Consider the following 15,425-nt stretch of genomic DNA (forward strand, 5'->3'; position numbering starts at 1 on the left):
AAATGCCCGCGTGTCGCGTTGTCCGTCAGCGTGTCGTGGGCCACAGACAGGTCGAATGACCGATTCGGCACAACCGCGGCGACGATCGATTGTCGATCTGCCCCGCCGAGTTGTCGAGAGGTACGTCGGGAGATCGCCCCGCTGGGCCGATCCAGGCCCGTCAGCTCATCCGGGCACCATCGGGCCGGGAAACGGGCGTAGCGGGGCACACAGGCCCCGCTACGGGCCGTATGCACACGTGCACATGAGCCCGGAAAAGCAGCGAGACCGGCGCGGATGCGCCGGTCTCGTGGGTTATTTCCGCAGGAACGCGAACGCGTCCTGCAGTTCGTTCAATCTGGCGCGCAAGGCCGGAACCGACGGCCCGTCGCGCAACACCTCCCGCGAGACGGCAGGCACCGCGGCCGCCAGCATCCCCTCCGAGACCAGGTCGCGGATGGTTTCCGGGCCGCCGCCCTGCGCGCCGACACCCGGCATCAGGATCGGCCCGTTGAGCTCGGACAGGTCCGGCGCCTCGGTCAGCGTCGCGCCGATCACGACGCCGACGGAGCCGAATTCGGCGCCCTCGTTACGCGCGGCGGCCTCGTCGACCATCGTCTGGGCGATGGTGCGGCCGTCCCCCGCGACGACCCGCTGTACCTGCGCCCCTTCGGGATTCGAGGTGGCGGCGAGCACGAAGACGCCGCGGCCGTTGGCCGCGGCCAGGTCCAAAGCCGGTGCCAGCGAGCCGAATCCGAGGTAGGGCGAGACCGTCACCGCATCCGACCCGAGCGGGCCGTCGGCGAGCCAGGCCTGCGCGTAGGCGTCCATGGTGGAGCCGATGTCGCCGCGCTTGGCGTCGGCGAGCACCAGCGTGCCCGAGGCCCGCAGCACCTCGATCGTGCGCTCCAGCACCGCGATTCCGGCGGAGCCGTAGGTCTCGAAGAACGCGACCTGCGGCTTCACCAGCGCGACGCAGCCGTCGAAGGCTTCGACGCAGATCTCCGCGAACTGCTCCAGTCCGTCCGCATCGGCGGCGAGGCCCCACGACTCCAGCAGGCCGGGGTGCGGATCGATGCCGACGCACACGGGCCCGAATTGCCCCATGGCGTGCTGCAATCGGTCACCGAAGGTCTGCACCACACCCACTCCGTCCTGTGCTGTTCGTGTCGAGTCGGGCTCAGCCACGCAGCACCGAATGCAGTTCCTGCAGCGAACGCACCCCGATCCCGCCGTTGATGCTCGCCTCGATGCCCTGCACCGCGGCGGCCGCGCCCTGCACGGTGGTGATGCACGGGATGTTCACACCGACCGCGGCGCTGCGGATTTCGTAGCCGTCCACGCGCGGGCCGGAGTTGCCGTAAGGGGTGTTGAACACCATGTCGATCTCGCCGTCCCTGATCATCTCTACGATGGTCGGCTGCGGCACGTCGGTGTCGGCGCCCACAGTCTCCGGGTCCGAGTGCTTGCGCACCCGCTCGCACGGAATGCCGTTGCGGCGCAACATCTCGGCCGTTCCCTCGGTGGCCAGGATGCGGAACCCGAGGTCGTTGAGGCGCTTGACCGGGAACACCATGGCGCGCTTGTCCCGGTTCGCGATCGAGACGAACACGGTGCCCTCGGTGGGCAGCGAGCCGTAGGCGGCGGTCTGGCTCTTGGCGAACGCCGTGCCGAAGTCGGCGTCGATGCCCATCACCTCGCCGGTGGACTTCATCTCCGGGGAGAGCAGCGAATCCACGCCGGTGCCATCGGCCTTGCGGAACCGGTGGAACGGCAGCACGGCCTCCTTCACCGCCACCGGCGCGTCGAGCGGAACGTGCCCGCCGTCGCCCTCGCCGGGCAGCATGCCTTCCTTGCGCAGCTCGGCGATGGTGGCGCCCAGCGCGATCCGCGCGGCCGCCTTGGCCAGCGGCACCGCGGTGGCCTTGGACACGAACGGAACCGTGCGGCTGGCCCGGGGATTCGCCTCGAGCACGTAGAGCACGTCGTCCTTGAGCGCGTACTGCACGTTCAGCAGGCCCTTGACGCCGATGCCCTTGGCCAGCGCGACCGTCGAGCGGCGCACCGCCTCGATGTCGCTGCGGCCCAGGGTGATCGGGGGCAGCGCGCAGGCGGAGTCACCGGAGTGGATGCCCGCCTCTTCGATGTGTTCCATCACACCGCCGAGGTAGACCTCTTCGCCGTCGCACAGTGCGTCGACGTCGATCTCGATGGCGTCTTCGAGGAACCGGTCGACCAGCACCGGATGCTCGGGGCTGAGCTCGGTGGCCCGAGAGATGTAGCCCTCCAAGGAGTTCTCGTCGTAGACGATCTCCATGCCGCGCCCGCCGAGCACGTAGGACGGGCGAACCAGCACCGGGTAGCCGATGCTCGCGGCGATCTTCTTGGCCTGCGCGAAGGTGGTCGCCGTGCCGTACTTCGGCGCGGGCAGCCCGGCCGCGACCAGCACGTCGCCGAATTCACCACGGTCCTCGGCCAGGTCGATGGCGGCGGCGCTGGTGCCGACCACCGGGACGCCTGCGTCGGTGAGCCGCTGCGCGAGCCCGAGCGGCGTCTGCCCGCCCAGCTGCACGATCACGCCCGTGACATGCCCCGACTCGGTTTCCGCGTGGTACACCTCGAGCACGTCCTCGAAGGTGAGCGGCTCGAAGTAGAGCCGGTCGGCGGTGTCGTAGTCGGTGGAGACGGTCTCCGGGTTGCAGTTGACCATGACGGTCTCGTACCCGGCCTGCGACAGCGTCTGCGCCGCGTGCACGCACGAGTAGTCGAACTCGATGCCCTGGCCGATCCGGTTCGGGCCGGAGCCGAGGATGATCACCTTGTCGCGCTCGCGCTGCGGCGCCACCTCGGACTCCGCAGCGGGATCGAGCTCGTAGGTCGAGTAGTGGTACGGCGTCTTGGCCTCGAACTCGGCGGCGCAGGTGTCGACGGTCTTGAAGACCGGACGGACCCCGAGCCGATGCCGCAGCGCACGAACGCCGGTCTCCCCCGCCAACTCCGGGCGCAGCGCGGCGATCTGACCGTCGGACAGGCCGTAGTGCTTGGCCCGGCGCAGCAAGGTCTCGTCGAGCACCGGCGCGTCCATGATCTCCTGGCGCAGCTCCACCAGACCGGCGACCTCGGCGACGAACCACGGGTCGACACCCGAAGCGGCAGCGACGTCTTCGATGCTCGCGCCGAGTCGCAGCGCCCGCTCGACCTGGTAGATGCGGCCCTCGATCGGCGTGCGCAGGTCTTCCAGGATCGCTTCGACGTCAGTCCATTTGCCGTCGTCCTGAGTCCAGAAGCCTGCGGCCTTGGTCTCCAGCGAGCGCAGCACCTTGCCGAGCGCCTCGGCGAAGTTGCGGCCCAACGACATTGCCTCGCCGACCGACTTCATGGTGGTGGTCAGCGTCGGGTCGGCGCCCGGGAACTTCTCGAACGCGAACCGCGGCGCCTTGACGACCACGTAGTCCAGGGTCGGCTCGAAGCAGGCCGGGGTCTCCTTGGTGATGTCGTTGACGATCTCGTCGAGGGTGTAGCCGATGGCCAGCTTGGCGGCGATCTTGGCGATCGGGAAACCCGTTGCCTTGGAAGCCAATGCGGACGAGCGCGAGACGCGCGGGTTCATCTCGATGACGATCAGGCGGCCGTCGGCCGGGTCCACCGCGAACTGGATGTTGCAGCCGCCGGTGTCCACGCCGACCTCGCGCAGGATCGCGATGCCGAGGTCGCGCATCTTCTGGTACTCGCGGTCGGTGAGCGTCATGGCCGGGGCCACGGTCATCGAGTCGCCGGTGTGCACGCCCATCGGGTCGACGTTCTCGATGGAGCAGACCACCACGACGTTGTCGCGGCTGTCGCGCATCAGCTCGAGCTCGAATTCCTTCCAGCCCAGAATGGATTCCTCGATCAGCACGTTCGCCGTCGGCGAGGCGGCCAGGCCGCCGCCGGCGATGCGATCGAGATCCTCGTCGTTGTAGGCCATTCCGGAGCCGAGCCCGCCCATGGTGAACGAAGGCCGCACCACCACCGGGAATCCCAGCTCGGCGACCGTCTCGCGCACCTCGTCCATCGTGTAACACACACGGGAGCGGGCACTTTCGCCGCCGACCTTGGCGACGATGTCCTTGAACTTCTGCCGGTCCTCACCGCGCTGGATGGCGTCGAAGTCGGCGCCGATCATCTCGACGTTGTACTTCTCCAGCACGCCGTTCTCATGCAGCGCGACCGCGGTGTTCAGCGCGGTCTGGCCGCCGAGGGTGGCCAGGATCGCGTCGGGGCGCTCCTTGGCGATGACCTTCTCGACGAACTCCGGCGTGATCGGCTCCACGTAGGTCGCGTCGGCGAACTCAGGGTCGGTCATGATGGTCGCCGGGTTGGAGTTCACCAGTGAAACCCGCAGGCCCTCGGCCCGCAGCACCCGGCACGCCTGGGTGCCGGAGTAGTCGAACTCGCAGGCCTGGCCGATGACGATCGGCCCGGAGCCGATCACCAGGATGTGCTTCAGATCGGTGCGGCGTGGCATCAGGCCCCTTCCATGAGACCGGCGAAGCGGTCGAAGAGATAAGCAGCGTCGTGGGGTCCGGCGGCGGCCTCCGGGTGGTACTGCACCGAGAACGCGCGGCCGTCGATCAGGCGCACACCCTCGACGGTGCCGTCGTTGGCGCAGACATGGCTGACCTCGGCGCGGCCGAACGGGGTGTCGAACTGTTCGCCCTGCTCGCCTTCCAGCGCGAAGCCGTGGTTCTGCGCGGTGATCGCGATGCGACCGGTCCCGTGCTCGATCACCGGGATATTGATGCCGCGGTGGCCGAACTTCATCTTGTAGGTGTCGCGGCCGAGCGCGCGGCCGAGAATCTGGTTGCCGAAGCAGATGCCGAACAGCGGCACGCCGCGCTCCAGCACGCTCCTGGTCAGCGCGACCGCGCCGTCCTGGGTGGCCGGGTCGCCGGGGCCGTTGGAGAGGAAGACCCCGTTCGGCTTCAGGTCGAGGATCTGCTCGATCGAGGCGTTCGACGGCACCACGTGCACCCGCATGCCGCGCTCGGCGAACATTCGCGGGGTATTGGTCTTGATGCCGAGATCGACTGCGACCACGGTGAATCGGGGATCGCCGGTCGGCTCGATGGTGTACACCGAGTCGGTGCTCACCTCCTCGGCCAGGTCGGCGCCGAGCATGGACGGCTGGCCGTTGACCCGGCCGAGCAGTTCATCGGTGTCAGCCAGGGCGGCGCCGGAGAAGATGCCCGCCTTCATCGAGCCGCGGGTGCGCAGGTGCCGCACCAGGGCGCGGGTGTCGATGCCCGCGATGCCGACGATGTCCTGGCGTTGCATCGCCTCGGGCAGCGTGGTGGTGGCGCGCCAGTTGGAGGCGCGGCGGGCGGGGTCGCGGACCACGTAGCCGGCCACCCAGATCTTGCCGGACTCGTCGTCCTCGTCGTTCCAGCCGGTGTTGCCGATCTGCGGTGCCGCGGCGACCACGATCTGGCGGTGGTAGCTGGGGTCGGTGAGGGTCTCTTGGTACCCGGTCATCGCGGTGCAGAACACCGCCTCACCGAGCGTCTCGCCCACGGCGCCGTAGGCCGAGCCGCGGAATACCCGGCCGTCCTCCAGCACCAGAGCTGCGTCTTGTTGCGTCGCCCATCCCGTCGCCCGACCTCCACCCCCCATGGAATCGCTGCGCGATACTGCGGTCATTCGTCGTCTCCCGTCGTCGTGCTGGTCTGGTCCGCCTGCAGGCCACGCGTCCAAGCCGGGTACACCGACTTGTCGTCACCGCGGAAACCGGTATCTATCTCGGTTCCGGTGGGCAGCTTCCAGCGAACTACCAGCACACCATCTTCTGTCATCACTTTGCCCGCATGCCCGCGCTCGGTGCGCACCGCGGTGATGGATTCCTGCGGGATCCAGATCACCGTCGCGCCGTCACGCTCGAGCAGAATTCCTCGTTCGAACCGGGTGAGTTCGGCCGTGGCCCGGAAACCCAAGTCGCCCACCGCGATCCGGTCCTGCCAGCTGGGCGCCATGGTGCTGCCGAGATACAGGCCGGTGGTCGGCTCGAGCAGCTGGGCGCCCAGGTCGGCGGGCACGGCGGGCAGTTCGCCGATGCTGCTCACCTGGCGCGCGGCCCGGTTCTGCCAGCCCCGATACATCAGCCAGATGCACAGGGCGAACAGCGCGGCAAGCCCGATTACCCACAGTGTTCGTTCCACTTACGGACCTCCTGTATCCGATCGGCGGCGCTCCCGGTGCCCTGCGTGGTCACGCTTCGCTACCGCCTCCGGGCCCGTCGCTCGCACCGCGGGGTTACCCACCGCCTTGCCCTCGCGGGCGGTCACCCGGCCCCTGAGCAACGTCGTTGTCACTCGGGCCGGGAACGTCATGTCCTCGAACGGTGTGTTGTTCGAGATGCTGGCGAGCTCCTTCGCGCGCACCGTCCAGCTGGCCTCGGGATCGACCAGCGTCAGGTTCGCCGGCTCACCGACCTCGATCGGCCTGCCGTGCTCGTCGAGCCCGACGATCGCGGCGGGCTGCTCGCTCATCACCCTGGCGACCCCGCGCCAGTCCAGCAGGCCGGGCTGCACCATGGTCTGCACGATGATCGACAGCGCGGTCTCCAGGCCGAGCATGCCGGGGCGGGCGGCGGCGAACTCGCAGCACTTGTCCTGCTCGGCGTGCGGGGCGTGGTCGGTGGCGACACAGTCGATGACGCCGTCGGCCAGCGCCTGGCGCAGCGCGGCGGCGTCGGAGGCCTCGCGCAGCGGCGGGTTGACCTTGTTGACCGCGTCGTAGGTCTCCAGGCGCGAGTCGTCGAGCAGCAGGTGGTGCGGGGTGACCTCGGCGGTGATCGAGATGCCTTGCGCCTTGGCCCATTTCACCAGCTCGACGGTGCCCGCGGTGGAGGCGTGGCAGATGTGTACGCGCGCACCGGCATCGCGGGCCAGCAGCGCGTCGCGCGCCACGATCGACTCCTCGGCGGCGCGCGGCCAACCGGCCAGGCCGAGCCGGGCCGCGGTGGGGCCCTCGTGCGCGATCGCGCCGACGGTGAGCCGCGGCTCCTCCGCGTGCTGAGCGATCAGCACGCCGAGGGTGTTCGCGTACTCCAGCGCGCGGCGCATGAGCAGCGGGTCGTAGACGCAGTGGCCGTCGTCGGAGAACATCCGCACCGCGCCGACACCGGCTGCCATGGTGCCCATCTCGGCGAGCTGCTTGCCTTCGAGGCCGACGGTGACCGCGCCCACCGGGTACACGTCGACCAGGCCGACCTCTTGCCCGCGCCGCCACACGTGGTCGGTGACGACCACCGAGTCGGCCACCGGATTGGTGTTGGCCATCGCGAACACCGCCGTGTAGCCACCCAACGCGGCTGCGGCGGAACCGGATTCGATGGTTTCGGTGTCCTCGCGGCCGGGCTCGCGCAGGTGCGTGTGCAGATCGACGAAGCCGGGCAGCAGGATCTGGCCGCGGGCGTCGATGATGTCCACGTCGTCGCCTGCGGCGAGATCGGCGCCGATCTCCCGGATCACACCGTCGGCGACCAGTACGTCGACCGGCTCACCCTCGCCGTAAACCAAGGCGCCCTTGATCAAAAGCTCGCTCATGCCACCGCCTCCTGCGTACCGACCAGCAGCCGGAACAGGACGGCCATGCGCATGTGTACTCCGTTCGTCACCTGTTGCAAGATCGCGGCCTGCGCCGAATCGGCTACCGGCGAGGCGATTTCCATGCCGCGCAGCATCGGGCCGGGATGCAGGACCGTCGCATGCTCGTCCAGCAGTGCCAGCCTGCGTTCGGACAGTCCGTAATTGATCGAGTATTCGCGGGCCGACGGGAAGAAGCCGCCGTTCATCCGCTCGGCCTGCACCCGCAGCATGAGAACCGCGTCGGCGCCGGGCAATTCGGCGTCCAGCGAGTGCGCGATCCTGGCGGGCCAGGCGTCCACGCCGACCGGCAGCAGGGTGCGCGGCGCGACCAGCACCACCTCCGCACCGAGGGTCGCCAGCAGGAAAACGTTCGAGCGGGCCACCCGGCTGTGCAGGATGTCACCGACGATGACGACCCGCTTGCCCTCGATATCGCCGAGCCGCTGCCGCAGGGTCAGCGCGTCGAGCAGCGCCTGGGTGGGGTGCTCGTGCGTGCCGTCGCCCGCGTTGATGATGGCCGGGCCGGAGGTGCGGCCGGACTGCACCGCCCAGGCGTCCATCCAGCGCGCGATCTGGTGTGCCGCACCGGAAGCCGGATGCCGCACGATCAGCGCGTCGGCGCCCGCGGCGTGCAGGGTGAGCGCGGTGTCGCGCAAGGATTCGCCCTTGGAGACCGAGGAGCTGCTTGCGCTGACGTTGATCACGTCGGCGCTCATCCACTTGCCCGCGACCTCGAACGACACCCTGGTGCGGGTGGAGTTCTCGTAGAACACCGTCATCACGGTGCGTCCGCGCAGGGTCGGCAGTTTGTGCACCTCGCGGCCGAGCAGCGCCTGCTCGAAACGTTCGGCCTCGTCCAGCAACTCCGTCGCGGTGGCGCGATCCAAATCGCCGACGGTCAAAAGGTGCCTCACGACTGCACCTCGCTGACGCTCGGTTCCGTCGTTCGGCACGGGGCCGCTGTGTTGATGGTTCGCTCGCTCACGCTTCGGCCTCCTGGCGCAGGTAAACGCCGTCGCGGCCGTCGTGTTCGGTGAGCAGGACCGAGATGTCTTCGGAGCGCGAGGTGGGCACGTTCTTGCCCACGTAGTCGGCCCGGATGGGAAGTTCGCGGTGGCCGCGGTCGATGAGCACCGCGAGCTGCACGGCGCGCGGGCGGCCGAGGTCGCGCAGCCCGTCCAGGGCGGAGCGCACGGTGCGGCCGGAGAAGAGGACGTCGTCGATCAGCACGACCAGCGCGTCTTCGATGCCGCCCTCCGGGACCGAGGTGCGCTCCAGCGGCCGGTGCGGCCGGGTGCGCAGATCGTCGCGGTAGAGGGTGATGTCGAGCGAGCCGAGGGCCGGGCGGACGCCGGAGAACTCCTCGATCTTGTCGGTGAGCCGCGCGGCCAGCGAGGTGCCCCGGGTGGGGATGCCGATCAGCACGACGCGTGGCGCGCCTTGCTCGCCCGCGTCCAGCGCGGTCTTCTCGATGATCTGATGCGCGATGCGCGCGATGGTCCGGCTCACATCGGAAGCCGACAACAGCTCCCGCCCCGCCTCCACCCCCTCGGGGGTGTGTCGCTGCGATGACTCGGCAGCGCCGGACTTGGCGGCCCGTTCGGGCACGGCCATGCCGACCTCCTTCCCCGCCTCACCGGACGGTCCGTTAAAGGATGTCTTACGGCAAGCAGCGTAACAGCGGCCGAAACCAGGCTTTCACCAGGTATAGCGCGGTGTGAGCGGTGCCACGGCCAGGCTGTGAGCGGGGCCACGCACGATCATGCGCGCACCGCGATGATCAAGCCGACCCCTGGGTTGTCCACCGGTCGGTCGAGCGGTGCGACGAGCTCGCCCCAGCTGCGGAAGGTGGTGTGCCAGCCGCGGTCCGCTAGCCATTCCTCGGCGTCGGGACCCAAGCCCGCGAGCCGGTCCTCGCTGTCGTGCCCGGCGCGGACCAGCCGACGGAGTTCGCGGTACTGGGCGGGGTTTTCGTCGACCGCGAATCGGAGGACGTCGAAACGGCTTGCCGGAGCGGAGAGTTCGAGGTGCCGGCCAGCGCTTCCAGCTGCGTCCACCGCTGCGCGCCGTCCTCGGTCTCGGTGAAGCCGCGGCGCGCGGCCGCGACGAAATCCCGGGCCAGCGGATCGTCGTACAGCCGGTCCGGCCGATCCGATTCCCGCACCCGGATGACCGCGACCCCTACCGCGGTCATCGCGACCCCCGCCATCGGCGCTTCCGGTCCAGCTCCGCTCATCGTCCGCTCCCCTTCGTGTCTACTGGCTCCGCCAGTTAAGCCAATGGCGTACGACTGCGCCCGAATATCGGGATCGCCACGTCCGATTAGCGCTAGCACATATGTTCGATTACGGGTAGATTCGCTGACATGTCGACACCGCTGCAGGGATCACTGCTCGACGGGTTCGGTGATACCGAATTCGGGTCGCTGCGCGCCGCGCGGCGCACGGTGCTGGACCACGGCGCCTGGGTGGACATGCTGCCCGGGTGGCTGTCGGGCGCCGACGCGCTGTTCGACCGGCTGGTCGACGATGTGCCATGGAAGGCCGAACGGCGGCCGATGTACGACCGCGTGGTGGATGTGCCGCGGTTGCTGAAGTTCTACGAGGAACATGAGCCACTGCCCGATCCGGCGCTGGCGGACGCGCGGCAGGCGTTGAGCGAGCACTATCGGCGCGAACTCGGCGAGCCGTTCCGCACGGCCGGGCTGTGTTACTACCGCGACGGGCAGGACAGCGTCGCCTGGCACGGCGACAACTTCGGCCGCGGCGCGACCCAGGACACCATGGTGGCGATCGTGTCGATCGGTGCGCCGCGCGCACTGCTGCTGCGCCCGCGCGGCGGCGGCGAGAGCATCCGATACCAGGTGGGGCACGGCGATCTACTGGTGATGGGCGGCTCCTGCCAGCGCACCTGGGAGCACGCCGTGCCGAAAACACGGAAGCCGACCGGTCCGCGGATCAGCATCCAGTTCCGCACCCGCGGCGTGCGCTGAAGACGGTGCACGCGGCAAGCCTTGACATGAACCAATGTTGAGGTTGGAGCCTGATCCCATGAGCACGGAGACCTTTCAACCGCCCCTGGTCAGCGACACGACCGTCGACCACACCGCCGATATCGCGGCCATCGAGCAGATCATCGGCAATGTCGAGACCGCATACAACACCAACGACGCCGAATTGATGACCGCCGACTTCACCGCGAACGCCGCCGTCGTCAATGCGGTGGGCGCCCTGATGACCGGACGCGACGCGCTGCTCGAAGCGAATCGTCGTGGGCTGGCCGGTTTCCTGAAGGACCAGTACGTCCGCTACGAGGTCACCGACATCACCTTCCTGCGCCCCGACGTGGCGATCGCCCACAAGGTGGCGCGGGCGACCACGGCCGACGGCGAACTGATCGATATCGACCACGCGATGATCGCGCTCTACGTCCTGGTCAAAGAGGACGGGCGCTGGTGGACAGCGGCCAGGCAGAACACCCTGATCCCCAAGGCCGAATAACCACCTCCCCCAACGGCGCAGCGCCGCAACAGCACCGAGGGGTGCGGCGCTGCGCCTAGTTCGGTGCGGGTTCGGGGAGGCGCGGAAGTCGGTTACGACGCAGGGCGGCGGCGTGGCACCAGATGGCGCGTTCGTCATCCTCGGTGATGGGTCCATGGTGGTCGGGCCCGAGGACGTCGCTGCGGGCGCGACGGGCGGTGGTCACGCGGCTGCGGTAGTCCCGAAAGATCTGCACTTCACCGTTGCACTCCGGGTAATCCAGATAGTGATAGTCCATGCCGTAATAGGCATAGGTGCCCAGAGTGGCGAGAGATTGCGCCAGCGCACGCAATTGGTCGGCCGCGCCGAAAAGGGTGACCAAGCCGCCGATCCGATCCACCCGCAGCCAACCGGTGGGCTGCGGCAGGTAGTGGTCGAATCGTTCGCTGACGTCCTTGGCACGCCACGCCAGCTCCTCCGCGACCGCCCCGTTCAATCCGAAGGTCTGCCAGCGCACGGTGCCTTCGGACCGTTCGCGGAACGGCAACCGGCGCCGCAACGCCACCGCCGCCGCCCTGGTGAAGACGGTCAGCTCGGACGGCACGAACACGATCGGATCCGACGGCGCACCGTCGAACGGATTCGAGTCCAGCTGCGCCGGATCGAGCACGACCAGGGTGCCCGGCCGCCGCTGATACGCCAGCCCCCACGCCAGCCGCGCAAGCACCCGCGCACCGCGCCAGTCGGTCAGCACATGCCAGGTGTCGTGAAAACGATTGGTGGCGAAGCGGAAATCGGTGCCGGGGCGCAGGCTGACGACGGTGTACACCCGTCCGTCGAGCACCATCGTGCGCCGGTGCAGCTTCAACATCTCGTCGGTGGCCGAACGATGTCGCGGCCGCTTGTCTTGCGCGGCCACGTGTACCTCCGGTTCCTGCCTCGCGTTCCATTCAGGACACCACGGCTCTACCGGCGGCGGCAACGGATTTTTACCGCGACGCCCAGCGCGGTGCGCCGTTAGATTGACAGCATGAGCAATCCTGGGGCGGGGGTCTTGGCCGTGATGCCGCTGCACACGATCAGCGAGGTCTACGGCGAGGCCGGGCTGCGCGAACGATTACTGCTGGAGATCGCGGACCTGCCGGACGCCGACCGGCTCACCGACGCGCTCGACCTGGCCACCGAACTCCACCGCGACGACCGCTACGGACGCGAACCGTATCTCAATCATCTACTGCGCGTGGCCATCCGGATCATCAGCCACTACCGGGTGCGCGACGGCGATCTGGTCGCCGCGGGCCTGCTGCACGATGCCGTCGAGGATCACCCCGTGGAACTGGCCGGCGACCGACCGGGTCCGGCCACCGCGGCGGCCCTCGCCGAACTCGCCGACCGCTTCGGCGAGCGGGTGGCCGAGCTGGTCGCGGCCGTCACCAATCCCGAACCGGACCCGTCGATCGACCGGCACCTCCAATACCGCGAACACGTCGCCGCCAATCTCGAGCAGGCCCCGTGGGCCAGGATCATCAAGCTCTCCGACTTCACCGACAACGGGGTGGGCATTCTGTATGCGACCGAGCCCGCCATGCACAAGCTCGCAGCCAAATACCGTCCACTGACCGCCATCTACCGCGACCTCGTCACCCGAGCGGACACACCCCTGGACGACGAGGTGAAGCAGCACATCCTCGGCCAACTCGACAGCGCGGACGAACGTTTCGACGCCATCCTCGCTCCCGAGTGACGTCGACGCCTAGTACTTTCGGATGACATCCGGTCCGCCGGGTCGGCCTTGTAGAGCGCCGATGGCATCGTGAGGCGCATGCGACTTCGAAGGACCGGTGGCCTCCTGCTGACAGCGGGAGTCTTGGTGTACCTGGCCGCGGTGGTGACGCTGATCGCGACGGGACACACGATGATGCGTGTCTCGGCCACCTCCGACGACACCGTGGCGCTGTGGATTGCCGTCCTGACGGTGGCCGGCGGGCTGGCGGTCGCCTGGCTGGTGCCGCCGAAGCGACGCGACGACGTCCTCTTTCCGACCGCCGATCCGCGTGCGGTCGAACGGCAGGCGTGGTGGCTGCTCGCGCTCGGGCTCGGTTTCGCGGTCGCCTTTTACCTCTCCCCCGGCGGCGACCTGTGGTTCGTCTGCTTGAAACTGCTTCTGCTGGTGACCATTCCGCTGCTGTTCCGGTTGGTCGCGGGGCACGAATGGTATCGGGTCGACACACAGGGCCGATGGCTGCGCCCGATGCCCGCGGTGGTGACCTTCCTGGCCTTGTTCACGCTGTTCGGACGGCCCTACACCGGTGCGCCACCGGATCTCATCGCGGTAGTCGGAGTGTTCTTCCTGAACGCGGTGCTGGAGGAGATCTTCTACCGGGTCTGGTTGCAGACCAGGCTGGAAGCCACGCTCGGACGCTGGCCCGCGATCGTCGTCTCCTCGCTGACATTCGCCGCCTGGCACGTAAAAATCCACGGCGGCAACGGTTTCGGCATCGACCTCGCCGCCACCTTCGTCCACGTCGGCAGCTACGGCCTCTTCCTCGGCTACCTGTGGTCGCGGTACCGGAATCCCTGGTTGCTGTTCCTGGTGCACGGGATCATCAATCTGCCGATCGCGATGATTGCCGCAATGTTCTAGGCGTACAACATGTTTCAGAGTCGACATGTTTCAGGGTCGACGCAGCACCGATTCGACCAGTTCGCGCACGGCGCCGAGCAGCCGGTCGGTCTCACCGGAGCGGACCATGGTCGGCACCAGTTCACCGCCGATGGTGGCGAGCAGCAACCTGCCGACCACTTGGGCATCGACATCGGGGCGGGCTTGGCTCAGTAGCGCGGTGATGTGGTTGTCCCAGAACGCGTGGAACTCGCCGGTGCGCGGGTGTGGCGGCACCGTGCGATAGGCGACCATCAACTCCGAGTTCTCGATCACCAGGCGTGTCATCGCGTCGAAATAGGCGAGCAGTCGCGCGTCGGCCGGTGCGCCGGGCCCCAGGGGTGGCGGCCCGCTGGTGATGGCGTCCATCAAGGTGAGCGCGCTCTCGGCGACCATCTCGTGCAGCAGTCCCGCGCGATTGCCGAAGCGATGAAAGATGGTGCCCTTCCCCACCCCGGCCGCGGCGGCGACCCGGTCCATGGTGATCGCCTCGGCGCCGTGTTCGGCCAGCAGCGCGGTCGTCGCGTCGAGAATCGCACGCCGATTGCGCGCGGCGTCGGCCCGTTCCTTCGGACGCCCGTCGGTCATCACACCTGCTTTCATTGACAAACTTGACCGTCGGTCCATATCGTTGCGAAGTAACTGGACCGATAGTCAACTTATGGAGTTCGCGATGAAGGCAATCGTAATGACGGGGACCGGCGGACCCGAGGTATTGGTCCTCGAGGAGGTTGCGCCGCCGCAGGCCGGTGCGGACGAGGTCGTGATCCGCGCCGAGGCCATCCCGGTCCTGTTCCCGGAGACCAAGCTGCGCTCCGGGGAGTTCCCGCTCGGTGTCGAGCCGCCGCTGGTCTTCGGTTTCCAAGCCGCCGGCGTGGTGATCGAGGTGGGCACGGACGTGGATCCCGCACTGATCGGCCGTCGCGTGACAGTGGCCACCATGGGCTTCGGTGCCTATGCCGAATTCGTCAGCGCCCCAGCCGGTTCCGTGACATTTATCCCGGACGGCCTGTCCTCGGTGGACGCGGCGGCGGTGCTGATGAGCGGGTCGGTGGCGCTGCCACTGTTGGAAACGGCCCGGCTCACCGGCACCGAAACGGTGCTGATCGAAGCCGCCGCAACAGGTATCGGCAGCTACCTCACCCAGCTCGCCAAGGGGTACGGCGGCGCGCGCATCATCGCCACGGCGGGCGGACCGGCGAAGATCGAACAGGCACGCAAGCTCGGCGCGGACGAGGTGATCGATCACAACGATCCCGAATGGCCGGCTCAACTGCGCGAAATCCTCGGCGGCGCAACGCTCGACGTGGTCTTCGACTCGATCGGCGGCAGCACCGCCCACGACCTCCTCGACCTCATGACGCCGCTGCACGGCCGCATGCTCAGCTACGGCTGGCTCTCCGGCGCCCCCGCCCAGCTGGCCGCCGCCGACCTGATCACCCGCGGCCTGACCCTCACCGGTTGCGCGGGTCCCGCCTGGCTGGCCCGCGTCGCCGCCGCCCACACCGCGACCCTGGACCTCGCCGCCGCAGGAGATCTGGATCCGCTGGTCGAAACAGTGCTGCCGCTGGACCAAGCAGCACGGGCTCACCAGCTCATCGAGGACCGCACACCCCTGGGCAGGATCATCCTCCGCCCGGGCCACGACTCGTAACCGGGAGGACGGCCCTGCCGCGCAAC

The 15,425-nt window shown here is 68.5% G+C and carries 15 protein-coding genes; 5 read left to right on the top strand and 10 right to left on the bottom strand.

Features of this window, described 5'->3' with window-relative positions:
• Positions 1 to 294 precede the first annotated feature (294 nt).
• From pyrF to DMB37_RS07275, 8 genes are all read right to left on the bottom strand, one after another.
• Positions 295 to 1,119 carry an orotidine-5'-phosphate decarboxylase gene (pyrF, locus tag DMB37_RS07240; protein ID WP_135237398.1) on the bottom strand — a complete coding sequence of 275 codons (825 nt, stop codon included), beginning with the start codon at positions 1,117 to 1,119 and terminating at the stop codon, positions 295 to 297.
• A gap of 40 nt (positions 1,120 to 1,159) precedes the next feature.
• Positions 1,160 to 4,486, bottom strand: coding sequence for a carbamoyl-phosphate synthase large subunit (carB, locus tag DMB37_RS07245; RefSeq protein ID WP_135232041.1), 3,327 nt, complete (start codon positions 4,484 to 4,486; stop codon positions 1,160 to 1,162).
• Positions 4,486 to 5,631 carry a glutamine-hydrolyzing carbamoyl-phosphate synthase small subunit gene (carA, locus tag DMB37_RS07250; RefSeq protein ID WP_135237399.1) on the bottom strand — a complete coding sequence of 382 codons (1,146 nt, stop codon included), beginning with the start codon at positions 5,629 to 5,631 and terminating at the stop codon, positions 4,486 to 4,488. Before carA ends, carB begins: the two co-directional genes overlap by 1 nt.
• A 23-nt stretch (positions 5,632 to 5,654) precedes the next feature.
• On the bottom strand, positions 5,655 to 6,173 hold the full coding sequence (locus DMB37_RS07255; RefSeq protein ID WP_135232042.1) for a transporter: 519 nt from the start codon (positions 6,171 to 6,173) through the stop codon (positions 5,655 to 5,657).
• Positions 6,174 to 7,562, bottom strand: coding sequence for a dihydroorotase (locus DMB37_RS07260; RefSeq protein ID WP_240772279.1), 1,389 nt, complete (start codon positions 7,560 to 7,562; stop codon positions 6,174 to 6,176). It abuts the gene before it with no gap.
• A complete protein-coding gene (locus tag DMB37_RS07265; protein ID WP_135232043.1) occupies positions 7,559 to 8,518 on the bottom strand; it encodes an aspartate carbamoyltransferase catalytic subunit in 960 nt (319 codons plus the stop codon). The genes DMB37_RS07260 and DMB37_RS07265 overlap by 4 nt, the downstream gene beginning before the upstream one ends.
• A 67-nt stretch (positions 8,519 to 8,585) precedes the next feature.
• The gene (gene pyrR / locus DMB37_RS07270; protein ID WP_107657945.1) at positions 8,586 to 9,218 is read right to left on the bottom strand and encodes a bifunctional pyr operon transcriptional regulator/uracil phosphoribosyltransferase PyrR; all 633 of its coding nucleotides are present in this window, start codon (positions 9,216 to 9,218) and stop codon (positions 8,586 to 8,588) included.
• 256 nt (positions 9,219 to 9,474) lie between these two features.
• Complete coding sequence (locus DMB37_RS07275) at positions 9,475 to 9,840, bottom strand: class I SAM-dependent methyltransferase (RefSeq protein ID WP_240772280.1); 366 nt, start codon at positions 9,838 to 9,840, stop codon at positions 9,475 to 9,477.
• A gap of 129 nt (positions 9,841 to 9,969) precedes the next feature.
• On the opposite strand from DMB37_RS07275, the gene DMB37_RS07280 reads away from it, so the two are divergent.
• Both DMB37_RS07280 and DMB37_RS07285 read left to right on the top strand, forming a co-directional pair.
• Entirely contained in the window at positions 9,970 to 10,596 is a 627-nt protein-coding gene (locus tag DMB37_RS07280; RefSeq protein ID WP_135232044.1) for an alpha-ketoglutarate-dependent dioxygenase AlkB, read from the top strand.
• A 58-nt stretch (positions 10,597 to 10,654) separates the two neighbouring features.
• Entirely contained in the window at positions 10,655 to 11,104 is a 450-nt protein-coding gene (locus DMB37_RS07285) for an SgcJ/EcaC family oxidoreductase (protein ID WP_135232045.1), read from the top strand.
• 55 nt (positions 11,105 to 11,159) lie between these two features.
• Here the strand turns inward: DMB37_RS07285 and DMB37_RS07290 are convergent, their stop codons facing one another.
• Positions 11,160 to 12,002, bottom strand: coding sequence for a hypothetical protein (locus DMB37_RS07290; protein ID WP_135232046.1), 843 nt, complete (start codon positions 12,000 to 12,002; stop codon positions 11,160 to 11,162).
• 111 nt (positions 12,003 to 12,113) lie between these two features.
• Between DMB37_RS07290 and DMB37_RS07295 the strand changes: the two genes are divergently transcribed.
• Both DMB37_RS07295 and DMB37_RS07300 read left to right on the top strand, forming a co-directional pair.
• Entirely contained in the window at positions 12,114 to 12,827 is a 714-nt protein-coding gene (locus DMB37_RS07295; protein WP_135232047.1) for an HD domain-containing protein, read from the top strand.
• A gap of 78 nt (positions 12,828 to 12,905) precedes the next feature.
• Positions 12,906 to 13,727 (top strand): CPBP family intramembrane glutamic endopeptidase, encoded by an 822-nt coding sequence (locus DMB37_RS07300; RefSeq protein WP_135232048.1) that lies wholly within the window; start codon positions 12,906 to 12,908, stop codon positions 13,725 to 13,727.
• A 30-nt stretch (positions 13,728 to 13,757) separates the two neighbouring features.
• On the opposite strand, the gene DMB37_RS07305 is transcribed toward DMB37_RS07300, so the two are convergent.
• Positions 13,758 to 14,333, bottom strand: coding sequence for a TetR/AcrR family transcriptional regulator (locus tag DMB37_RS07305; RefSeq protein ID WP_135232049.1), 576 nt, complete (start codon positions 14,331 to 14,333; stop codon positions 13,758 to 13,760).
• Positions 14,334 to 14,418: 85 nt separating this feature from the next.
• On the opposite strand from DMB37_RS07305, the gene DMB37_RS07310 reads away from it, so the two are divergent.
• Positions 14,419 to 15,399 carry a zinc-binding dehydrogenase gene (locus tag DMB37_RS07310; RefSeq protein WP_240772281.1) on the top strand — a complete coding sequence of 327 codons (981 nt, stop codon included), beginning with the start codon at positions 14,419 to 14,421 and terminating at the stop codon, positions 15,397 to 15,399.
• The last annotated feature ends 26 nt before the right edge of the window (positions 15,400 to 15,425 follow it).

The organism is Nocardia sp. CS682 (assembly GCF_004634405.1).
Lineage (GTDB): Bacteria > Actinomycetota > Actinomycetes > Mycobacteriales > Mycobacteriaceae > Nocardia > Nocardia ninae.